The organism is Anaerofustis sp. LCP19S3_F7 (assembly GCF_052119445.1).
Classification (GTDB): domain Bacteria; phylum Bacillota; class Clostridia; order Eubacteriales; family Anaerofustaceae; genus Anaerofustis; species Anaerofustis butyriciformans.
Map to the genome: position 1 here is coordinate 319,886 of NZ_JBQKFF010000001.1, position 20,970 is coordinate 340,855.

Genomic DNA, 20,970 nt, shown 5'->3' on the forward strand with positions numbered 1-20,970 from the left:
TAGTTAAGGAAAAATTTTATATAAAGAAAAAGGAGGGGAAGTATGAAAATATTGAAAAGATTTATTGTTATTATTGTTCCGATTTTAATTGTTGCGGGATACTTTATTATAAAAAGCGTCAATTCGAATTGGCCGGTAAAATTTAATGATGAATTTGACACTTTTTTTGGAAATGGAAACTGGGAAAGTATATCAAAAGAAACAAAAGAAAGCATAATATACGATGAATATATTATTGTTCGTTCTGCCCCCAATTTATCCGGGAATGTACCGGGAAAATTTAACGAATGGAGTATAACCTATATGGGTGCTGACAATAAAAGAGAAATGGCAATAATTTCAGACCATACCTTTAGAATAAATAACGATAAATATTCTTTTCTCAGTAAAAAACGATATTCAAAAAAACAAGCTCTTACATTAGAATTTATGAGTGTTTCTTTTTCTATCTGCGAGGATAAAGTTATGAAAGAGAGCATAGCACCTTATTTAAGTGAAAAAGAAATGGAAGCTTTAACCGTAGAGATATCTTATAACGGTGGTAATCCTGAAGCTGAATTTTATGATGATTTAATAAAACAGGAATGGTTTAACGTAAAAGATGTAAGTGCTAAAAATTATCTAAACTATGATAAGCATGAATTTTTTATTTATATACGTTCCTATGATTATAAGTTAGATAAATTAACCGATGAAGAAAAACGACACATTTTTGACAGCATGGAAAAGATAGAGAAAAATTTGCTTGAAAAGTATGGAAACAATGCTTCATTTGAGATATATATAGACGAAAACCACAAAACAGAATATAAAGATGGGGTAAAAACTGTAAATTAACATGAATTCTCACCATCTGTCCTTTATAAAAAGTATAAAAAATATCATAATTAAGTTAGAATACAGGGTGGAAAAGGAGAACTTATATAAATCAATCTCAGATTGGTAAATTTATAAAAAGTTTAAGAGAAGAAAAGAATTTAACTCAAGAGCAGCTTGCCGAGAAGTTAAATGTAAGCAACAAATCTGTTTCAAGGTGGGAAAACGGAAAAACAATGCCGGATTTATCTTTACTTGTTATGATTTGTGAAGAATTCGATATAACAATAAGTGAGCTTTTAAATGGAAGAAGAATGAATATTGATGAGTTAAAGCAGTTAAAGGATACTGTGGAAAGGCTTATTAATTATTCTATGGAAGAATAGTCATTTAAAGCAAAAAAAGTAAACAGATTTTTAATTTTAGGAATTTTGTTTACTATTCTTGCAATTTTAAATAATTATATTCCTTATTTAGATTTTATTTTTAGGGAAAACATAGCCCAATTTGTAATCGGAGTGTTTTATGGGCTTGGAATTTCTTTTGAACTTGTGGGTTTATATAACAGTTCAAATAGAATATCTTTAAAAGAAAGAAAAAAAGAATTAAAAAAAGATAAGTAAGACTTATCTTCTTTTTGTATTATAAAAACAATGTTTTAACCTATACCAAAGAACTTATCAAAAAATTCTTTTAGATTTTCAATAACCTTTTGTTTTTTCTCTTTTCGTTTGTTTCCTTCTTTAGAAAATCTTGAAACAGGAGGCATTATTTTGTCAATGTCCGTTCCTGTTGTTTTTATATATCCGTCTCTAAACGCATTTTGAATAAACTTTTTAGTGTCTTCTTCTTTTAAGTTTTCTTCTTTAATGATTTTATCAAGTTCTTTTTCTTTTTCTTTCTTTATAAAATTTTTCCACTCTTCGTCTATATTGTCTGTTTCATTTACTCTTTCAATAAAGTTTTCAATTAGAACTTTTTTACTTCTTAATTCATAACTTGCATCAACTGCGTTTTGTATATTAATTAATACTTCTTTGTCTTTGCAGTGACTTTCATGATATTTTTTTACAAGCATTAATATATAATCAATATTTATATCTACTTGCTTTATAAGTTCTATTTCAAATATAACATCATTGGTTATATCTTCTTTTTCCATATCTTTTTTGTTTATCCATTCATCTCTAATATCTTGATATCTTCCTGTGTAGTTTTGTATGTCTCTTATGGATATTATGTCATTTTCTTCAAATTCATCAAAGGAGTTTAAAAGATTTCTCATTCTAAGTATAGAGCCGAAAAGCATTATAAATTCTTTTTGTCTTCCCTCCCCTGTTATTCTTTCTTCACTTAACGGGAATTTCTCTTTTAATTTATTTATAAGGTCGATATAACCGGGTTTGTTTTCTCCCTTTTCATTTGTATAGCCATAAAAATAGTCTTTGAATTTTCTTATTAATACAATTCCTCCTGCTTTTTTATCGCCGAATAATGCAAGAGCATCATCTACTTCTTTTTGAAGATTTCTAAAACAAACTATATTCCCGAATGTCTTAATTGAATTTAAAATTCTGTTGGTTCTGCTGAATGCTTGAATCAAGCCATGCATTTTTAAATTTTTATCTACCCATAATGTATTAAGAGTAGTTGCGTCAAAACCTGTTAAAAACATATTTACTACAATAAGCAAATCAATTTCCTTATTTTTCATTCTAAGGGATACATCTTTATAATAATTTTGGAATTTATCGCTTGTTGTGTCATAGGAAGTGTTAAACATTTTGTTATAGTCTTTTATTGCGTCTTCCAAAAATTCTCTGCTGTTTGTATCTAAAGCGGAAGTATCTTCGCTGTTTTCTTCTCCTAAAATTCCTTCTGCTTCTTCTTCATTTTGGCTATAACTGTAAATAAGAGCGATTTTTAATTGTTTATTCCTATTTTCGTTCATCTGTTTTTTAAACTCGCTGTAATAAGCCTTTGCCATTTCAACGCTTGCTACTGCAAAAATGGAATTAAAACCGCTTAATCTTTGTTTTTGTTTTATTTCTTCAATTTTCTTATCTTTATTTGTGGCAACTTGTTCAATATTTTTTAGGGAATTAAAAACATATGTTTTGTTTCCCCTATATGTTTTTTGGTCAAAGTGGTCTAAGATATATTTTGTAATAAGTGAGATTCTTTCTTTTGCCATATATACATTTTCTCTGTCTATGTCGTATACCTGCTTATCTTTGATATTATCTTCATAGCCCATTGTCTTATTGTATTCTACTCTAAAAGGTAGAACATTTCTGTCGTTTATGGCATCTACTATTGTGTATGTATGAAGTAAATCCCCAAATGTTTGAGCTGTTGTTAAATTGCTACCACTATTTATTCCTTTCGCATTTACGGCAAAAATAGGAGTTCCCGTAAAACCGAATAAATAATATTTCTTAAAGTTTTTTACTATTGCTTTGTGCATTTCGCCGAACTGACTTCTATGGCACTCATCAAAAATTAATACAATTTGTTTATCATATATATCATGTTTTTCATTTTTCTTTACGAAAGTTGAAAGCTTTTGTATTGTCGTTATTATAATTCTTGCATTATCATCTTCAAGCTGTTTTGTCAATACGGCAGTTGAAGTGTTGCTGTTTGCACATCCTTTTTCAAACCTGTCGTATTCTTTCATTGTCTGATAATCTAAATCTTTACGGTCTACGACAAATATAACTTTATCTATAAAATCTAAATTAGAGGCTATTCTCGCAGTTTTAAAGGAAGTAAGGGTTTTCCCGCTTCCTGTCGTATGCCAAATATATCCGCCTGATGCAATACTTCCGTATTTTTTATAGTTGTTTGCAATTTGTATTCTGTTTATTATTCTTTCCGTTGCCGTTATTTGATAAGGTCTCATTACCATAAGCATATTTTCCGATGTAAATATGCAGTATTTTGCAATTATATTAAGAATTGTATGTTTTGCAAAAAATGTTTTTGCAAAGTCTATTAAATCGGGAATTATTTTATTGTTTGCATCAGCCCAAAAGCTGGTAAATTCAAAACTATTGCTGGTTTTGTTTTTGTTTGTATTTTTTGTTGTGGCTTCTTTTATGGCATTATATCTGGTGGAGTTGGAATAATATTTTGTATTTACTCCGTTTGAAATAACAAATATTTGAACATATTCAAAAAGACCGTCTCCCGCAAAGAAAGAATCTCTTTGATAGCGGTTAATTTGATTAAAGGCTTCTTTTATGTTTATTCCCCTTCTTTTTAGTTCAATATGAATAAGAGGAAGTCCGTTTACGAGAATTGTAACATCGTATCTGTTATCGTAGATTGCCCCTTCTTCTTTTGTCACTTCGTATTGATTTAAAACCTGCAAATGATTGTTATGAATATTGTTTTTATCTAAAAGAGAGATGTTTTTTGATGTGTTGTCGTCTCTTTTTAATACTTGGATATAGTCTTCTTGTATCTTCCTTGTCTTTTCAACTATATGTTCATTTTTATTTGCTATGGAATCTTTATAAAATCTTTCCCATTCCATATCGCTGAATTCATAGTTATTTAATTTTTCAAGCTGTTTCCTTAAATTAAGTTTAAGTTCATCTTGTGTATGTATATCTACATATTCATATCCTTGAGACATTAGCAGATTTATAAATTCTTTTTCAAGTTCTGCTTCGCTTTGATATGCTTTTGCAGTTTGTATTCCCGGTTTATATTCTGTTATTACGGTGTTTTCGGTTGTTGATGCAACTATGTTAAAGTAGCTCATGTTTTCACCTCTTTTTTATTTTGAAAGTTCCTTAAAATCAAGCAGTTTATCTCTATAATATTCATATTGTTTCTGTCTTTTTTCTATTTCAGCAGGAAGACCATTGGTTATATCATTACAAAGGGTATCGAAACGGTCAAGTATGTCTACTATTTTTTGTTGTTCTGATAGCGGAGGGAGGGGAATAATTATATTATTTAGTTTTTTTGGTGAAACCTCTATAACTTTTGTTCCATGTGCGAGTTTTATTTTTTGTTTAAAAAACATTTGTGTATTAAAATAATAAGTTAAATATTTAGGATTTTGATTATGAGAAATAATGGCAGTATGTCCTCCTACTGCAACTTCATTTTCTCCACACCATGCAATACATTTACATACATCTTCAATATTTTCACTTGTTACAGCCATAATAATATCATTTTTGTTTGCTTTTTTTTGTTTAAAAGCTTTTTCTTTAGATATATAAGTAAATGTTTTATTCGGGAATTTACTGTATTTAGTATATATTTGACCATAATGTATACAAGGAAATCCTTGTTCAATAAAATCTTTTTTTTGTAAAGATCCACCTCTTTCAATTTTAGCAATATCCCCAAGTTTAACTCTTTCAACTTCATCTCCAAATTTCAACAACTCATCCCTATAATACTCATACTGTTTTTTTCTTGCTGTAAGCTCTGCTGTAAGCTCTGCTGTAAGCTCTGCTGTAAGCTCTGTAAAGGTATCCAAAATACGCACGATCTCTTCTTGTACGGGAAGAGGGGGGAGAGGGATTTTGAGTTTTTTTAATTTAGTTAAACTAATTATTGATATTCCTCCTCCTCTATTAGCTAGATTTTCCATTTCTTCTTTTAATTCAAAAAAGTAATAATAAACAAACTTTATATTTAATAAATGCTTATATTCTTTTTTTATATTAAAATTAGTTAATTGTTGATTTGTTAAATATGGAGATAATATTAATGCATGTTCACCTATAGTTGCTGTAGTTGAAACAATAATACTATTTTTAGGGAAAAGTTCTCCTTTTATAGCACAAGTAGTAACATGTTGAATTGAATCATTAAGAATTCTTCCATGTTCTCTTATATCTTCCATTCTAAACCAAGGAATATTTCCGTTTTCCCAATATTCTTTCTTCTTTTTTGACGGTGTATATCCGTTTTTAATATTAAATATTTTATCTAAATATTTATACTCAACCCCATCGGGACAGAGTTCATTTATCAGTTGTTCTAATTTGCTCATGTTATCCCTCAATCTCCTTGATTATTTTGTCGATTTCGGCTCTTAAAATTTCTTCTTTTTCTACTATCTCTTTTATTTCTTTGTTTAACACATCGATATCTATTACTTCTCTTGTATCTTGTGGTTCAACATATGTATTTACTGATAAGTTGTAATCTTCTTCTTTTATCTTTTCATATTCCACAAGAGAAGAAAAATGTTCTTCTTCTTTTCTTTCTTTAAATATTGATAGTATTTTATCCATGTTTTCTTTTGTAAGTTTATTGTTGTTTGTTACCTTTATGCATTCTTTGCTCGCATCAATAAATAAAGTCTTGTTATCGGTTTTGTTCTTTTTCATTACCATAATGCACGTTGCTATTGATGTTCCAAAGAATAGGTTTTCCGGAAGCTGGATAATAGTATCTATAAAGTTATTATCAATAAGATATTTTCTTATTTTTTTCTCTGCTCCCCCTCTGTACATTACCCCCGGGAAGCATACTATGGCAGCCGTTCCGTTTGTGGCAAGCCAGCTTAATGAATGCATTATAAAAGCAAGGTCTGCTTTGCTTTTAGGTGCCAAAACTCCGGCAGGGGAAAACCTTGGGTCGTTTATTAAGGTTGCGTTGCTGTCTCCTTCCCATTTTATTGAATAAGGAGGATTTGATACGATAAGCTCAAAAGGTTCATCATCCCAGTGTTTTGGTTTTGTTAAAGTATCTTCACAGGCTATATCGAATTTGTCATAGTCTATATCGTGAAGAAACATATTTATACGACATAAGTTATAGGTTGTTATATTTATTTCCTGACCGTAAAAACCGTTTCTTACATTTTCTTTTCCAAGTACTTTAACGGATTTTAAAAGAAGAGAACCTGAACCGCAGGCAGGGTCGTATACTTTGTTTACTTCTTTTTTCCCTACTGTTCCAAGAAGCGTAAGAAGAGTCGAAACATCCGCCGGTGTGAAGAACTCGCCTCCCGATTTTCCTGCATTTGATGCATACATTGTCATAAGATATTCATAAGCATCACCAAAGGTATCTATATCGTGATTTTGAACATTATCAAGTTTCATGTTGTTTATGCCGTCTAAAAGTTTAACAAGTCTTTCGTTTCTCTTTTTAACCGTTGAACCAAGCTTGTTGCTGTTTACGTCAAAATCATCAAATAGTCCCGCGAAAGAATTTTCTGAATCGGTTCCTTTTGCCGAATTTTCAATATTTCTAAACACTTTTTCTAATGTTTCGTTTAAATTTTCATCGCTTTTTGCCTTATTTTGCACATTGCAGAAAAGTTCGCTTGGAAGAATAAAAAAGCCTTTTGAATTTACTATATCTTCTCTTATTGTTTCTGCTTGTTCATCTTCTAATTTAGCATAGTCAAATTCAAGGTCACCGGCGTCTCTTTCTCCTTTGTTTATATATTCTGATATATTTTCTGATATGTATCTATAAAACATTGTGCCAAGGACATAATTTTTAAAATCCCAGCCGTCAACTGCTCCTCTTAATTCATCGGCTATAGCCCATATAGCTCTATGAAGTTCATCTCTTTCCATTTCTTTCTTATTGTCTGCCATCATTTTCATCCTTTGTTATATATTTAATTTTATTTTACAAAATTTTTAAATCCATTTCAATTTTATTGGATATTTTGTATAAATAAGCATTTTATTAGGGAAATTTTTCCTTATAAAACTTATAATAAATAAATCAAATCTTTTAATTTATATTATAATAAATAAAAAACCAGGAGATAAAAATGAACGAATGGGAAAAGGCTCAAAAAGGAATGCTTTACGATGCAAATTATGATAAGAATATTTTAAAACTTAGGGATAAGTGTGCCGATTTATGTTTTGAATTTAACAATCTAAAACCATCAGATAAAGAAAATCAAAATAAACTTTTAAAAGATATTTTAGGTCAGATAAAAGGGACAGTAACAGTAACACAGCCTTTTTATTGTGATTACGGTTTTAATATATCTATTGGAGAAAATTTCTATTCAAATCATAACTTAACTATTCTTGATGCCGCAAAAGTTACAATAGGAGATAATGTGTTTATAGGCCCAAACTGTGTTATAACAACGGCTTCTCATCCTAAAAATAAGGAAGAAAGAAGAAGAGGGCTTGAGTTCGCAAAGCCTATAAAAATCGGAAATGATGTTTGGATAGGCTCAAACGTCGTTATTCTTCCGGGAATTACCATAGAAGACGGAGCGATAATTGGAGCGGGAAGCATTGTAACTAAGGACATCCCAAAAGACAGCATTGTTTACGGCAGTAAAGGAGAGATTAAAAGATAAGGATTTATTTAGGGGAATTTATTATATGTTATTAGATTCTTAAGAAAAATTTAATTGTAATATATAATAAAAAATATATTTAAAAATAAATATTACAATAAATTAAGGAAAATATATGAAAACAAAATATAAATATAACCCTACTATACCATACGGCTTACATGATATGTATGTTAATAATATTAACATTACAGACAGTAACATAAAACTTGAATTTGAAAATGGTTATGTATCGCTTATTGAACCCTATGATATTATATCCGGCAGTATTATTATTGAAAATGTAGATTTTGATTTTTCAAGTGTTGTTATTCAAAACAGCCTTGGGGAGTATGGAATGTTTGAAGGTGAAAAATTAGAAATTGCAGAGTTTCTCAAAAAATATGATGATTTTAGTTTTGAAATTGTAGATGAACTTTATGGATATAATAAATTATTCTATTCAGGTTATCTAAGGCGTAAACATAAAGATGAGATTTATGCCATGGATTTATATGTTTATTTTACCGGTGATATTATTTATGAAACAGAAGAATAAAATACCCTTTAATATATTTAAAGGGTATTTTTATATTTTAAATATTATGATTAATGCAATTATAATTTTATATTATTTAATAATATAATTGAATTTTTTTTAATATGAAAATACAATTTTTTTATTATTTAAATATCTTCATCAATTTTCTTTACATTAAACCAAGAGCCTTTTGTATCAATTATTCCCAATTTTTTTAATTTACCAATTTCTGCCGACATGGCACTTCTTTCTACTCCCAAATAATCTGCGAGAGTCTGTCTGTTAAAAGGAATAACAAATTCAGCATTATTATTTTGTTTTGCTTGATCTGAAAGATATGACATTAATTTGTCTTTTGTTGTTTTTTCGGACATATATCTTATTTTTTTGTTTAAAGATAGATTCTTTTGAGCCAATTCTTTTAGTAGATTTTTAATTATTAAATTATGGTAATTACAAGAAGCTGAACACATTGTCATTACTTTATATGAATTAAGTAACATTATCTTACTGTCTTTATCGGCTACCACGCTTACGGGAAAAGAATTAAGTCCCGCAAAAGAAAATACTTCCGCAAACATTTCAGATTCTTTTAATACTGTTAAAACGCTGCGGTTTCCGTAAAAGTCATCTCTTATAATTTTAACTTTTCCCATAAGTACGATTCCAAAATTTTGAGCCAGGTCTCCTTCAAGGAATATCGTTTCATTCTTTTTTACATTTATAATTTTTCCATTAAGACATTTTATCATTGATTTTAATTCATTTTCTTGAACACCTTTAAATAAAGGGCATTTTAACAATGTATCAAAATATTTTTCCATAAAAACTCCTTTTGTTGGAAATACAACATTTTCTTAGGCTTGATTATAGTATTATACATTTACAAAATCAAATAAAAAATAAATATTCTACATGAATAAGTAAAAATATTTAAGAAAAGCTAATATGGAGGAAAGTTATGAATACAAAAATAAAAAATATAAATCAAGCTCAAGTAGTTTTATTAAAAGATGAGATATCTTATCAAAAAGGTCAGGTTGTAAGTAAAACTCTTGCCCAAAATAGCGCATTAAGCGTTACATTATTTTCATTCGATAAAGGGGAAGAAATAAGTACACATAAATCTGGCGGAGATGCTTTTGTTACTTGTCTTGACGGAGTAGGTAAGATCACTATTGATGATAAAGAATATATTCTAAAAGAAGGTGAATCTATTGTAATGCCTGCTAATCACCCTCATGCGGTATATGGTGAAGAAGCATTTAAAATGTTGCTTGTTGTTGTATTTTAAAGAAAGGAATATTTAATATGAAAGCATTTGTAGATAAGGAACTTTGTATTGGATGTGGACTATGTTGCACATACTGTGATGAAGTTTTTCGTTTAAATGAGGATGGGAAGTCAGAAGCTTATAAGGATGTAAGCGAAAATAATTTAAGTAAGGTTCAAGAGGCAATTGATAATTGTCCTGTATCTGCAATTAGCATGGAGGAATAAAAAATATGGAAAATAAAATGTTTTGTTATCAATGTCAGGAAACTGCAGGATGCAAAGGCTGTACTGCTGTTGGAGTGTGTGGGAAAAACCCTGATGTAGCTATTATGCAAGACTTATTAATATATGTAACCAAAGGATTATCTTTTGTTACAACACGTCTTAGACAAGAAGGTAAAAAAGTATCAGATGATATAAATTATCTTGTATCTATAAATTTATTTACTACAATTACAAACGCAAATTTTGATATAGATAGTATTAAAGACAGAATTACTTTAACATTAAAGACAAAAGAAGATTTAATAAATAAGTTAGATAATAAAGAAAATCTACCAAAAGCTGCACTGTGGAATGGAGAAGGAGACTGGGAAGAACTTGCAAAGACGGTAGGTGTATTATCTACAAAAGATGAAGATATTCGTTCTTTAAGAGAGCTTATAACTTATGGATTAAAAGGTCTTTGTGCATATTCTAAACATGCAAATGCACTATTAAAGACAGATGAAGAGGTAGATAGCTTTATTCAAGAAGCTTTATCGCTAACTTTAGATGATAGTTTAAGTGTTGAGGATTTAGTAAAATTAACTTTAAAAACTGGGGAATACGGAGTAAAGGGTATGGCTCTTTTAGATGAAGCAAATACCACTGCTTATGGAAATCCGGAAATTACAAAGGTAAATATAGGGGTAAGAAAAAATCCTGGAATTTTAGTTTCAGGTCACGATTTAAGAGATATGGAAATGTTACTACAACAAACTCAAGGAAGCGGAGTTGATGTATATACCCATTCTGAAATGTTACCTGCAAACTATTATCCCAAATTAAAAAAATATCCTAACTTTGTAGGAAACTATGGTAATGCATGGTGGAAACAAAAAGAAGAATTTGAATCATTCAACGGACCTATTTTAATGACAACAAACTGTATTGTTCCTCCAAAGGATAGTTATAAAGACAGAGTCTATACTACAGGTGCAGCAGGTTACCCAGGGTGTAAATATATTAAAGGTGAAATAGGACAGATAAAAGACTTTTCACAGATTATTGAACATGCAAAAAAATGCAGTGCTCCGACACAAATAGAAACAGGAGAAATTGTAGGAGGTTTTGCTCATGAACAGGTATTTAAGTTAGCCGATAAGATAGTTGAGGCTGTAAAAAGTGGTGCAATTAAAAAATTCGTTGTAATAGCAGGATGTGACGGTAGAATGAAAAGCCGTGAATATTACACGGAATTTGCGAAAGCTCTTCCTAAAGATACAGTTATTCTTACTGCCGGATGTGCAAAGTATAGATATAATAAATTAAATTTAGGTGATATTAACGGTATCCCTAGAGTGTTAGACGCAGGTCAGTGTAACGATTCATATTCTCTTGCCGTAATTGCAATGAAACTTAAAGAAATATTTGGTTTAGATGATATTAATGACCTTCCTATTGTTTATAATATTGCATGGTATGAACAAAAAGCAGTTATCGTTTTACTTGCTTTATTATCTTTAGGTGTTAAAAATATTCATCTTGGACCTACACTTCCTGCATTCCTTAGTCCTAATGTTACTAAAGTTTTAGTCGATGAATTTAAAATAGCAGGAATTGGCAGTGTAGAAGATGATATTAAAATATTCTTTAATTAAATAAAACAGCCTAATAAGGCTGTTTTTTATTTTGATAAATATTTATTAATACAATGATTATTTTCTCTTTTTTTAATTATCAATTATCAAAACTTAACAATATATTAACAATTTATGATATTGCTAAAAATGAATTATTATTTTGTTATAATACCTTAAATATTATTAGTGATTGTACTTAAAAACGGAGAAAGTACTTATGGACTATATAATTGAAATTATATGTGAATTGTTTTTAAGTGTAATTTTATCCGTTATTGATGATAGAAAAATAAGTAAATGGATTAGATATCCTCTTACTTGTATAATTACCGTATTATATACTTTTACTATTGGCGTGCTTATTTGGGCAGGTATAGTTAGTTTGAAAAATGATATAGTAAAGTCGGTGATGTTTTTTGGATTATCTACGATTTTATTGTTTAGCGGAATAATGAGCATAAGAAGAATCTGTGAAAAAAAAGATAATTTTTAATCTATCATTAAAGATATTTATAAAAAACCTCTTAGTATTTAATACTAAGAGGTTAATTTTTTTTATTATGGCACCCCCTGCGAGAATCGAACTCACAACTAACCCTTAGGAGGGGTTTGTTATATCCATTTAACTAAGGGGGCGCTTTAGGTAAAAAACCATTATATATAATAGCATATTATAAGTTACTTATCAAATAAAACAATCCTTATTTTTAAAGGCTTTTTAAAATACAAATAAATTAAATGTAAACAGTTTTATAAAAAACACTATGATTTTATTTTATTTTATAATATAATATATTTATCTATAACAAAGAAAAGAGGTTTTTATCATGAAAGGAATTAATGCATCGCCTGGAGTTGCGATTGGTAATGTATTCTTATATGTAAAGGAAGATTTAGTTGTAACACCGGGCAAAATCGAAGCATCAGCAGTTGATGCAGAACTTAAAAAATTAGATGACGCTATTGAAAAATCAAGAGACGAATTACAAGCTTTAAAAGAAAAAACAGTTAAAGAAATCGGGGAAGAAGAAGCTGAAGTATTTACTGCTCATATGATGTTCTTAGATGATCCTGGATACATTGGTGAAGCTCAAAATAAAATTAAAAATGAATTAATCGTTGCTGAACAAGCATTAAACGAAGTAACAGAAGGTTTCGTTGCTATCTTTGGTGCTATGGACGATGAATATATGAAAGCAAGAGCAACAGACTGTCAAGACGTTGCAGACAGAATTTTAAGACACTTATTAGGTCTTGAAAGTGCTGATTTATCTCAAGTTGGAGATAACGGAATTATCGTAGCCGTTGACTTAACTCCATCAGATACAGCTCAAATGAATAAAGATAAAGTTATCGGTTTTGCTATTGATGAAGGAAGTAGAACTTCTCACTCAGCTATCATGGCAAGATCACTTGAAGTTCCTGCTGTTGTAGGTCTTGGTAATATTACAAGTGAAGTTAAAGGTGGAGAAAAAATTATCGTTGACGGTACAGACGGTAACATCATCATTAACCCAACAGATGAACAAATTAAAGAATATGAAGCTAAACAAGAAGCTTACAAACAAGAACAAGCTGAACTTGCTAAACTTAAAGATATGCCAAGTGAAACAAGTGACGGACACAAAGTTGAACTTTGCGCAAACATCGGTAGTCCTAATGACCTTGAAGGTGCAAACAAATATGGTGCTGACGGTGTAGGTTTATTCAGATCAGAATTCTTATACATGGATTCAAAAGAAATGCCATCAGAAGACGTTCAATTTGAAGCTTATAAACAAGTTTTAGAAGGAATGAACGGCAAACCAGTAATCATCAGAACACTTGATATCGGTGGTGACAAACAACTTCCATATCTTCCAATGGAAGAAGAAATGAACCCATTCTTAGGTGTTAGAGCTGTAAGACTTTGCTTCCAAAACGTTGATATGTTTAAAACTCAACTTAGAGCTTTACTTAGAGCAAGCGTATACGGAAATGCTCATATCATGTTCCCTATGATTTCTAACGTACAAGAAGTTAGAAAAGCTAAAGGTATCTTAGAAGAATGTAAAGCTGAACTTAAAGAAAAAGGAATCGAATATGATGAAAACATTAAAGTTGGTATCATGATCGAAATCCCTTCTGCTGCTGTTACAGCTGATATTATTGCTAAAGAAGTTGACTTCTTCTCAATTGGTACAAATGACTTATGTCAATACTCACTAGCTGTTGACCGTCAAAATCAAAACTTATCAGAACTTAACCAACCACTTTCACCAGCAATCATCAGACTTGTTAAAAACGTTATTGATGCTTCTCATAAAGAAGGTATCTTCACAGGTATGTGTGGTGAAATGGCAGGGGATCCAACAGCTGCATTATTACTATTAGGTCTTGGACTTGATGAATTCTCTATGTCAGCTCCTTCTATCTTAAGAGCTAAAAAAGTTGTAAGAAGCTTTACATATGAACAAGCTAAAGAAATTGCTAACGAAGTTTTAGAAAATGCTGAAACTCAAGACGAAGTAAAAGCTATCTTAGCTAAATACTTAGACTAATGAAAAAAATTAAAACGGTATGGAAAACCATACCGTTTTTTTATTGTCTAATATATGTTTAAAATATATAAAAATCATACTAAATATAAAAAATATTAATATTAAAAATTTTATTATATATAAATGATATCATTAGTAAAAAGTTTCGTATTGAATTTAATGTATTGTAGATTGCAATATTTATAGTAATTTTATAATTTATTATATGTATTTAACCATATAAAAATTTATATCTGTTATTTTTATGTGTTAAAATATAATCAAATAAAGTAGAAAATAAGAGGATAAAACATTGAACGATACAATGGCGAAAAATATAAAAACCAGACTTTCAAACAAAAAAGGGAGCGAACAAATAAAATTTGTATTAGAAGGGCTTCTTATTGGGTTAGTTGCAGGGATAAGCGCTATAATTTATAGATTTCTTTTAACAAAAGCCGAAGCTTTTTTGTTTGGTACCATAAAAACAATAAATGGTAATTTTTTGTATATGTTCTTTTGGGGAGTATTTATAATACTACTTTCTTTAATTATTGGTAAGTTAATTAAGTTTGAACCAATGGCGAGCGGCAGCGGTATTCCTCAAGTAAGCGGAGAAATGAAAGGATATTTATCCCAAAATCCAATTAAGGTATTAATTGCAAAAATAATAGGCGGAACTCTTTGTATTGTATCGGGATTTTCTCTTGGAAGAGAAGGTCCTTCCATACAGCTTGGAGCTATGTCTGCAAAACTTCTTGCAAGAATTCAAAAAAAAGGAAAAACTAAAGAAAAAGTTTATCTTTCATGTGGTGCAGGTGCAGGACTTGCTGCTGCATTTAATGCTCCTTTGGCAGGGGCTATGTTTACAATGGAAGAAATACATAAAAATTTTGACGGAAGAATTATTGTAAGCGTAATGACAGCATCTATTACGGCAGATTTTCTTGCAAAAAGTATCTTTGGGCTTTCTCCTGTATTTCACTACACAAATCTTCAAACAATCCCATTAAAATATTTTGGTCTTATAATTATTCTAGGGGTTATACTTGGTGTGTGCGGTAGTATATATAATAAGGTTATGGTCTATTCTCAGCATATATATGCTAAGCTAAATAAAATAAAAACCGAATATAAAATACTAATTCCTACTGTGTTTGCATTTATTCTTACATTTACTCTTCCAGATGTACTTGCAGGGGGGAATCAAATGGTAAAAATACTTGAAAATAATCAGTATATTTTATCTACACTTATTACTTTGCTTATTGTAAAATTTATTTTTTCTGCCATTTGTTTTGGCTCTGGAGCTCCTGGAGGGATCTTCTTTCCTTTGCTTGTTTTAGGCTCTTTTATAGGTGCTATTTTTGCTGTAATTTGCACAAATCTAATTGGTATTTCTGCGGATTTTACGCAAAAGTTTATAATTCTTGCAATGGCGGGATTTTTCTGTGCAACCGTAAGAGCACCTTTTACAGGTATAATATTAATAACGGAAATGACAGGCTCTCTTTCGCATATGATATCAATAAGTCTTGTTTGTATAATATCTTATGTGGTTGCTTACATATTTAAAAGTGAACCTATATATGAAAGTTTACTTGACAATATATTAAAAAAACAAAAAATAGAAATTAAAGAGCCAAGCAATGAAACAATGCTAATAACGTATAATATAGCTTTTGAAAGTGAAGTGGATGGGAGAAGACTAGATGAAATTGAGTGGCCTAAAAATTGTCTTCTTGTTGCAATAGAACGAGGAAATAAAGAGTTTATTCCAAGAGGGTATAATACTATTAAGGCAGGGGATTTTATAACAGTACTTATAAATGAAAACGAAATGAATTATATGAATGAGATTCTAACACAAATGTGTTGTGAAAAGGAGAAAAAATACATATAAATATAAGGAGCATTATATGGATAGTCATTGTCTTTTAAGAGGAATGAATATAGGAACGTTAAAAAGTTAAGAGGAAAATTGCTTTTTGTTAATGTTTATGTAAGTGATAACGAATATAAATGGACAAACTTAGAAATTCAAAATGAAAATGATAATATATTAAAATCCTTTGATTATATAAAACAATGCGTGAGAGAAGAAAATGTATTTTTTGAATATTATGTTAAGTCTATTATTTAAACATAACCTATCCTTTTGAAAAAGCAAGCAGTAATGAGTGGTTAAAAGAATTTGTAAATGGATTTGATTGTTCAAGTTTAAAACAGCTACATGACAAGATTAGTTTTACATATGATGTTGATCAAGTTGCGTTTTTATTTTTTACAAAAAGACCTTCAAATTGTTATGCAATGAATGCACGAATTCCTTTTTATGATTTTTGCGAGTATGCTGTAATATATTATAAGCATTATAATTCTTTAATTCATGAAATACTACACTTATTCGGTGCTGCAGATTTATATTATCCAAAAGAAGTTTCTGATATTGCAAAAGAAATGTTTCCAGAGAGCATAATGTTCAATTCAGCTTATAATTTAATAGACGATTTTACAAAATACGTTACCGGTATTCATGATGAACCTTCAGCTCTTGCAAAGAGTTTTATGGAAAAAACAAAGGAATTAACGGGAGAATATATAGACTCTTTTTTAAAAGAACAATGGACAGATGAATTTAGAAGAGTTAGATATTCAAACGGTATGATATATGAGGGGAATTTTAAAAATACCATGCGTGAAGGAATGGGAAAAGTATATTACACAGATGGCTCAATATATGAAGGTGAGTTTAGGGATAATGAATGCAATGGGCATGGTAAACTTATTTATCCAAGCGGTAAAGTTTACGAAGGAGAATTTAAGAACGGTAAAATAGTAAAAAAATAAAAGATAAGGTAAGACCTTGTCTTTTTTTAATAATAAATTATTCTTGATTTATAAATATAATGCTTAATATATATAATATTTTACCATAGTTTTGTAAGAAAATTTTAATAATTAAATAATTGCCTTTATAATCTGTTTGTAATAAAATAACTTTAGTAATATAAATCGAAATGAGGTAGTGATATGTCACAAGTAATTATCCTTGATCACCCTATTATTAAAGATTATGTATCGACTTTAAGAGACGAAAAAACAAACATAAAAGATTTTAGGGAAACAGTAAAAAAATTATCTTTATTTATTGGTTATGAAGCAGTAAGAAACGTTGAAACAAAGAAAGAAAAAATAAAAACTCCCCTTTGTGAAACAACAGGTGAAAAGATTATAAATGATAATATAACGGTTATACCAATACTTAGAGCAGGACTTGGAATGATGGATGGAATGCTTGAACTTCTTCCAAATGCTAAAGTAGGTCATATAGGACTTGAAAGAAACGAGAGAACTCTAAAAGCAGAAGAATATTATTTTAAAATGCCAAACAATTATGAAACTATGGACGCTTATGTTGTTGACCCAATGCTTGCAACTGGCGGTTCTGCAGTTGATGCCATTGATAAATTAAAAGAAAGAGGAATTAAACATATTAAATTTTTATGTATAATATCTTCTCCGGAGGGAATAGAAAAACTTCAAAAAGAACATCCTGATGTGGATATATATACTGCTGTAATAGACGAATGTTTAAATGAACATGGTTATATTCTTCCTGGACTTGGAGATGCAGGAGATAGAATTTTTGGTACGATATAAAAAAACGCACTTTTGTGCGTTTTTTAATTTTCACCAAATTTAAGTTCTTTTCCTTCTTTAGAATATTTTTTTCTTTTTCCTGTTATTTCATCTATATTTATTTTTATTACATTTGTTCTTTCCAAACTTCTGTTTATTGCATCATCAAATATTTTCATATTACTTTTTGCATATCTAAGGCATATTAATTTTAATGCATGTATCTTTTCTTCTTTTTCTTTTACTTCCTCTGCTTTTCCATATAAAACCACACTTTCAAATTCCATTGTGAAATCCTCAGGTCTTGGTTTACACCTTGATACAGCGCATATGCAGATTTGATTGTTGTTTTTAAGTAAGTCTATCTTTTTTCCTTCCATTGCACAGTGAAAGTATAAATGATTTTCTTCAAGTACAATGCTTATTGGTATACAGTATGGATTGTTGTTTTCATCGGTTAATGATAAAACTACATATGGTGACTTTTTCAAAACGTCAAGGGCAAAATTTTTATCCATTTCTCTGTCTTTTCTTCTCATATTAAACCTCTTTTATTTTAAAAATTGAAGATTATCTTCTATATTCATTCCCATTCTTTTGTCTACAACGATTTTTTCGTCTTTTTCCATAGCCTTTCTTACAAAATCCGAAGCAGCTTTGCATGATTCTTTTAGTGTAAGACCTTTTAGGAATTTTGTGATTAAAACCGCTGAGAATACATCTCCAGTTCCTGGGAAACGTACGTTTATATAATCATAAGGAATAGAAAAATACTCGTTTTCAAAGTGTGAGTATCCTTCTATATAATAATTATTGTCATCTTTATGTTGTACACTTGTGATAACAACAGATTTTGAACCTATTTTTCTAAATTCATCTATATACTCTTTTATTTCTTCTTTGGTTAAAGCTGTATTTTTCATTTCATCATATAATATAAAAGATGCTTCCGTTAAATTTGGTGTTACTATATCTGCCATAGAGCACATTTTTCTCATGTTTTTTACGACATTTTCGCTAAGTCCCAAATATAACTTGCCGTCATCACCCATAATAGGGTCAACCATTACTATTGGAGATTTTTCTTTGTTGTCTTTTATTATTTTTTCTATTAATTCAACCTGAGGATCTGAGTTAATAAATCCTGTACAAATACAATCGAATTTAAAATTTAATTTATTCCATATATCAATTGTCTTTTCCATGTAGTCTGTCATATCCATTATTTCAAACAAACCATAATCAAGAGTGTTTGATACTATTGCTGTTGGTAAGTTATGCACTCTAAAGCCAAGGGAAGAAACTATCGGCATCATTGCGGATAATGCAACTTTTCCTACTCCGGGAAGGTCGTTTATAAGTAATATATCTTTGTTTTTGTCCATTTTCTTTCTCCTGATAATATAAATAATGTTAGTAATATTACTAACATTATAATACTCAAAACTAGAAATTTAAAGGATAAATTATATTCATTATGTATTTTATTTTTTAATAAAAAAAGAGCATATGCTCTTTTATTTGTTTACTTTATTTAATGCTTTTTGTTTGTTTGGAGTTATATATACATTTAATTTTTTTAACTTGTTGTGAAATTCTCTTAAGTTATCAAAAATATAGTTTATTGTTATTTTCTTTCCGTTCTTTTTATATATTACAAACTTGTTGTTATAAGGCCTGTAAATAGCTGCAATTTCATCTTTTTTTACTATTTTTGTTGGAAGTACACCGCTTGAAAATGTTATTGTGTCTTCACTTATAGATACTTTTGCTAAAAAGGCTTTTAAAATATTTATTGTTCCTATTACAAACACTAACGCAATAAAGAATATTTCAAGACCTTCAACTGTTCGTCCTGCTTTTTTTGCTATGCTGAAAGTATTAAATATAGATAAAATTCCAAGAACGTATATTATAAGTCCAAAAGTTACATAAACTTTTTTGTTTTTCTTTTCCATTTTAAAAGTATTCATTTTTCTCACCTCTGTTAGGTAATTATCATATCATAAATTTTTAAATTCTTAAAGAGAATTATTAGATTTATGATTGTTGTAATATTAAATATTTTAATAGATTTTTGGGTATCATAATACTTTCCTATGCGAAATAAATATCCCTAAAAAACTTACGAACGAAATAAAACGAAAGTAAATAGCATAAAAAACAAGCTAAATAAACGCTTTTAATTTACTTTTTATTTTGTTTTGGTTTTAATTTATTTAAAGATAACATAAAGAAGGTTAAAAAAGTTATGTATAAGAATAAAAGGCAATATGCGATTTTGGAATATATATACGAAAAAAAAAGAAGCTACGGTTAATGAACTTTCAAAAAAGTTTAATGTTTCCAAGGTGACTATAAGAAAAGATTTAATAGAACTTGAGTCAAAAGGAAAGATAAAGAAAAATCATGGTGGAGCAATACCGGCGGAAAATATAATGCTAAATGAAATGCCTTACTACAAAAAGAATATGACGGCAATAAACGAAAAGAGAAAAATCGGGCAACTTGCGTCAAAATTAATTCAAGACAAGCAAATTGTGATTATAGACAATGGCTCAACGACAAATGAAATTGCATCTTTCTTAAATGATAAAGAAATAGTTGTTGTTACCAATGATATAAGAATTGCCAATAAATTATGCGGATATCCGAGTATGAATATTGTAATATGCGGAGGTTATATAAAAACGCCGGGATATGCTGTTTTTGGAGCTATGGCAGAAGATTTGTTTAAACATACTTTGGCAGATATATGTTTCTTATCCGTTGATAGTTTAGATATAAATACAGGACTTTCGTATAACTTTTTGGATTCAATCGCAATAAAAAAACAAATGATTAGAAATTCAAATAAAGTAATTGTTCTTTGTGACAGTTCTAAAATTGGAAAGCAGTCTTTTTCAAAACTTTGTGATGTAGATAAAATAGACGTTTTAATTACCGACAGTATGGATATAAAACTTAAAAGACGCTTTGAAGAAAAAGGTGTAAGAGTTTTAATAGCAAAATAAAAGGAAAGGAGGGGAAAGAAAC

Annotated in this window: 22 protein-coding genes and 1 tRNA gene; 15 read left to right on the forward strand and 8 right to left on the reverse strand. The window is 29.3% G+C overall.

Annotated features, from left to right (window positions below):
* The first annotated feature begins 42 nt into the window (after positions 1 to 42).
* From ACTQYZ_RS01640 to ACTQYZ_RS01650, 3 genes are all read left to right on the forward strand, one after another.
* Positions 43 to 837, forward strand: a complete 795-nt coding sequence (locus ACTQYZ_RS01640) for a hypothetical protein (protein WP_441415897.1) — start codon at positions 43 to 45, stop codon at positions 835 to 837.
* A 113-nt stretch (positions 838 to 950) separates the two neighbouring features.
* Positions 951 to 1,202 (forward strand): helix-turn-helix domain-containing protein, encoded by a 252-nt coding sequence (locus ACTQYZ_RS01645; protein ID WP_441416023.1) that lies wholly within the window; start codon positions 951 to 953, stop codon positions 1,200 to 1,202.
* Positions 1,203 to 1,247: 45 nt separating this feature from the next.
* Positions 1,248 to 1,439 carry a hypothetical protein gene (locus tag ACTQYZ_RS01650; protein WP_441020993.1) on the forward strand — a complete coding sequence of 64 codons (192 nt, stop codon included), beginning with the start codon at positions 1,248 to 1,250 and terminating at the stop codon, positions 1,437 to 1,439.
* Positions 1,440 to 1,474: 35 nt separating this feature from the next.
* On the opposite strand, the gene ACTQYZ_RS01655 is transcribed toward ACTQYZ_RS01650, so the two are convergent.
* From ACTQYZ_RS01655 to ACTQYZ_RS01665, 3 genes are read right to left on the reverse strand one after another with little or no spacing between them, the layout of a single operon-like run.
* Positions 1,475 to 4,588 (reverse strand): type I restriction endonuclease subunit R, encoded by a 3,114-nt coding sequence (locus ACTQYZ_RS01655; RefSeq protein WP_441415898.1) that lies wholly within the window; start codon positions 4,586 to 4,588, stop codon positions 1,475 to 1,477.
* Between the two features lie 15 nt (positions 4,589 to 4,603).
* Positions 4,604 to 5,839 carry a restriction endonuclease subunit S gene (locus ACTQYZ_RS01660; RefSeq protein ID WP_441415899.1) on the reverse strand — a complete coding sequence of 412 codons (1,236 nt, stop codon included), beginning with the start codon at positions 5,837 to 5,839 and terminating at the stop codon, positions 4,604 to 4,606.
* Between the two features lies 1 nt (position 5,840).
* The gene (locus ACTQYZ_RS01665) at positions 5,841 to 7,403 is read right to left on the reverse strand and encodes a type I restriction-modification system subunit M (protein WP_441415900.1); all 1,563 of its coding nucleotides are present in this window, start codon (positions 7,401 to 7,403) and stop codon (positions 5,841 to 5,843) included.
* A gap of 182 nt (positions 7,404 to 7,585) precedes the next feature.
* On the opposite strand from ACTQYZ_RS01665, the gene ACTQYZ_RS01670 reads away from it, so the two are divergent.
* Together ACTQYZ_RS01670 and ACTQYZ_RS01675 are read left to right on the forward strand one after the other, a co-directional pair.
* Positions 7,586 to 8,134: a sugar O-acetyltransferase gene (locus ACTQYZ_RS01670; RefSeq protein ID WP_441415901.1), complete on the forward strand. Its 549-nt coding sequence runs from the start codon at positions 7,586 to 7,588 to the stop codon at positions 8,132 to 8,134.
* Positions 8,135 to 8,249: 115 nt separating this feature from the next.
* A complete protein-coding gene (locus tag ACTQYZ_RS01675; RefSeq protein WP_441020983.1) occupies positions 8,250 to 8,672 on the forward strand; it encodes a hypothetical protein in 423 nt (140 codons plus the stop codon).
* A 128-nt stretch (positions 8,673 to 8,800) separates the two neighbouring features.
* Here the strand turns inward: ACTQYZ_RS01675 and ACTQYZ_RS01680 are convergent, their stop codons facing one another.
* Positions 8,801 to 9,478 carry a Crp/Fnr family transcriptional regulator gene (locus tag ACTQYZ_RS01680; RefSeq protein WP_441020980.1) on the reverse strand — a complete coding sequence of 226 codons (678 nt, stop codon included), beginning with the start codon at positions 9,476 to 9,478 and terminating at the stop codon, positions 8,801 to 8,803.
* Between the two features lie 137 nt (positions 9,479 to 9,615).
* On the opposite strand from ACTQYZ_RS01680, the gene ACTQYZ_RS01685 reads away from it, so the two are divergent.
* The 4 genes from ACTQYZ_RS01685 to ACTQYZ_RS01700 all read left to right on the forward strand — a co-directional run bounded on the left by ACTQYZ_RS01685 (position 9,616) and on the right by ACTQYZ_RS01700 (position 12,266).
* Complete coding sequence (locus tag ACTQYZ_RS01685; protein WP_441020978.1) at positions 9,616 to 9,948, forward strand: cupin domain-containing protein; 333 nt, start codon at positions 9,616 to 9,618, stop codon at positions 9,946 to 9,948.
* Positions 9,949 to 9,965: 17 nt separating this feature from the next.
* Positions 9,966 to 10,154, forward strand: coding sequence for a ferredoxin (locus tag ACTQYZ_RS01690; protein ID WP_441020976.1), 189 nt, complete (start codon positions 9,966 to 9,968; stop codon positions 10,152 to 10,154).
* Positions 10,155 to 10,159: 5 nt separating this feature from the next.
* Positions 10,160 to 11,791, forward strand: a complete 1,632-nt coding sequence (gene hcp / locus ACTQYZ_RS01695; RefSeq protein WP_441415902.1) for a hydroxylamine reductase — start codon at positions 10,160 to 10,162, stop codon at positions 11,789 to 11,791.
* A 199-nt stretch (positions 11,792 to 11,990) separates the two neighbouring features.
* Entirely contained in the window at positions 11,991 to 12,266 is a 276-nt protein-coding gene (locus tag ACTQYZ_RS01700) for a hypothetical protein (RefSeq protein WP_441415903.1), read from the forward strand.
* A 68-nt stretch (positions 12,267 to 12,334) separates the two neighbouring features.
* Here ACTQYZ_RS01700 and ACTQYZ_RS01705 read toward each other — a convergent pair.
* A tRNA-Arg gene (locus tag ACTQYZ_RS01705) sits at positions 12,335 to 12,409 on the reverse strand.
* A 188-nt stretch (positions 12,410 to 12,597) separates the two neighbouring features.
* Here ACTQYZ_RS01705 and ptsP point away from each other — a divergent pair.
* The 5 genes from ptsP to upp all read left to right on the forward strand — a co-directional run bounded on the left by ptsP (position 12,598) and on the right by upp (position 17,955).
* Positions 12,598 to 14,313, forward strand: a complete 1,716-nt coding sequence (gene ptsP, locus ACTQYZ_RS01710; protein WP_441021408.1) for a phosphoenolpyruvate--protein phosphotransferase — start codon at positions 12,598 to 12,600, stop codon at positions 14,311 to 14,313.
* 292 nt (positions 14,314 to 14,605) lie between these two features.
* Positions 14,606 to 16,195, forward strand: coding sequence for a chloride channel protein (locus ACTQYZ_RS01715; protein WP_441020972.1), 1,590 nt, complete (start codon positions 14,606 to 14,608; stop codon positions 16,193 to 16,195).
* Positions 16,196 to 16,273: 78 nt separating this feature from the next.
* A complete protein-coding gene (locus ACTQYZ_RS01720; protein ID WP_441020970.1) occupies positions 16,274 to 16,435 on the forward strand; it encodes a hypothetical protein in 162 nt (53 codons plus the stop codon).
* A 170-nt stretch (positions 16,436 to 16,605) separates the two neighbouring features.
* A complete protein-coding gene (locus tag ACTQYZ_RS01725; protein ID WP_441415904.1) occupies positions 16,606 to 17,142 on the forward strand; it encodes a hypothetical protein in 537 nt (178 codons plus the stop codon).
* 183 nt (positions 17,143 to 17,325) lie between these two features.
* Positions 17,326 to 17,955 (forward strand): uracil phosphoribosyltransferase, encoded by a 630-nt coding sequence (gene upp, locus ACTQYZ_RS01730; protein ID WP_138268426.1) that lies wholly within the window; start codon positions 17,326 to 17,328, stop codon positions 17,953 to 17,955.
* 23 nt (positions 17,956 to 17,978) lie between these two features.
* Here the strand turns inward: upp and ACTQYZ_RS01735 are convergent, their stop codons facing one another.
* The 3 genes from ACTQYZ_RS01735 to ACTQYZ_RS01745 form a co-directional block, all read right to left on the reverse strand.
* Positions 17,979 to 18,473, reverse strand: coding sequence for a pyridoxamine 5'-phosphate oxidase family protein (locus ACTQYZ_RS01735; RefSeq protein ID WP_441415905.1), 495 nt, complete (start codon positions 18,471 to 18,473; stop codon positions 17,979 to 17,981).
* 12 nt (positions 18,474 to 18,485) lie between these two features.
* A complete protein-coding gene (locus tag ACTQYZ_RS01740; RefSeq protein WP_441020964.1) occupies positions 18,486 to 19,319 on the reverse strand; it encodes a pyridoxamine kinase in 834 nt (277 codons plus the stop codon).
* Between the two features lie 132 nt (positions 19,320 to 19,451).
* Entirely contained in the window at positions 19,452 to 19,907 is a 456-nt protein-coding gene (locus ACTQYZ_RS01745; protein WP_441020963.1) for a hypothetical protein, read from the reverse strand.
* Positions 19,908 to 20,207: 300 nt separating this feature from the next.
* Between ACTQYZ_RS01745 and ACTQYZ_RS01750 the strand changes: the two genes are divergently transcribed.
* Entirely contained in the window at positions 20,208 to 20,948 is a 741-nt protein-coding gene (locus ACTQYZ_RS01750) for a DeoR/GlpR family DNA-binding transcription regulator (RefSeq protein WP_441415906.1), read from the forward strand.
* Positions 20,949 to 20,970: the final 22 nt, after the last annotated feature.

Bases quoted from the DNA above. Each gene is read 5' to 3' on its own strand.
- ACTQYZ_RS01740 (WP_441020964.1), bottom strand. From the start codon at position 19,319: ATGGACAAAAACAAAGATATATTACTTATAAACGACCTTCCCGGAGTA.
- ACTQYZ_RS01685 (WP_441020978.1), top strand. From the start codon at position 9,616: ATGAATACAAAAATAAAAAATATAAATCAAGCTCAAGTAGTTTTATTA.
- ACTQYZ_RS01680 (WP_441020980.1), bottom strand. From the start codon at position 9,478: ATGGAAAAATATTTTGATACATTGTTAAAATGCCCTTTATTTAAAGGT.
- ACTQYZ_RS01745 (WP_441020963.1), bottom strand. From the start codon at position 19,907: ATGAATACTTTTAAAATGGAAAAGAAAAACAAAAAAGTTTATGTAACT.
- ACTQYZ_RS01675 (WP_441020983.1), top strand. From the start codon at position 8,250: ATGAAAACAAAATATAAATATAACCCTACTATACCATACGGCTTACAT.
- ACTQYZ_RS01670 (WP_441415901.1), top strand. From the start codon at position 7,586: ATGAACGAATGGGAAAAGGCTCAAAAAGGAATGCTTTACGATGCAAAT.
- ACTQYZ_RS01690 (WP_441020976.1), top strand. From the start codon at position 9,966: ATGAAAGCATTTGTAGATAAGGAACTTTGTATTGGATGTGGACTATGT.
- ACTQYZ_RS01750 (WP_441415906.1), top strand. From the start codon at position 20,208: ATGCGATTTTGGAATATATATACGAAAAAAAAAGAAGCTACGGTTAAT.
- upp (WP_138268426.1), top strand. From the start codon at position 17,326: ATGTCACAAGTAATTATCCTTGATCACCCTATTATTAAAGATTATGTA.
- ACTQYZ_RS01655 (WP_441415898.1), bottom strand. From the start codon at position 4,588: ATGAGCTACTTTAACATAGTTGCATCAACAACCGAAAACACCGTAATA.
- ACTQYZ_RS01735 (WP_441415905.1), bottom strand. From the start codon at position 18,473: ATGAGAAGAAAAGACAGAGAAATGGATAAAAATTTTGCCCTTGACGTT.
- ACTQYZ_RS01665 (WP_441415900.1), bottom strand. From the start codon at position 7,403: ATGGCAGACAATAAGAAAGAAATGGAAAGAGATGAACTTCATAGAGCT.
- ACTQYZ_RS01660 (WP_441415899.1), bottom strand. From the start codon at position 5,839: ATGAGCAAATTAGAACAACTGATAAATGAACTCTGTCCCGATGGGGTT.
- ACTQYZ_RS01725 (WP_441415904.1), top strand. From the start codon at position 16,606: ATGAATGCACGAATTCCTTTTTATGATTTTTGCGAGTATGCTGTAATA.
- ACTQYZ_RS01700 (WP_441415903.1), top strand. From the start codon at position 11,991: ATGGACTATATAATTGAAATTATATGTGAATTGTTTTTAAGTGTAATT.
- hcp (WP_441415902.1), top strand. From the start codon at position 10,160: ATGGAAAATAAAATGTTTTGTTATCAATGTCAGGAAACTGCAGGATGC.
- ACTQYZ_RS01640 (WP_441415897.1), top strand. From the start codon at position 43: ATGAAAATATTGAAAAGATTTATTGTTATTATTGTTCCGATTTTAATT.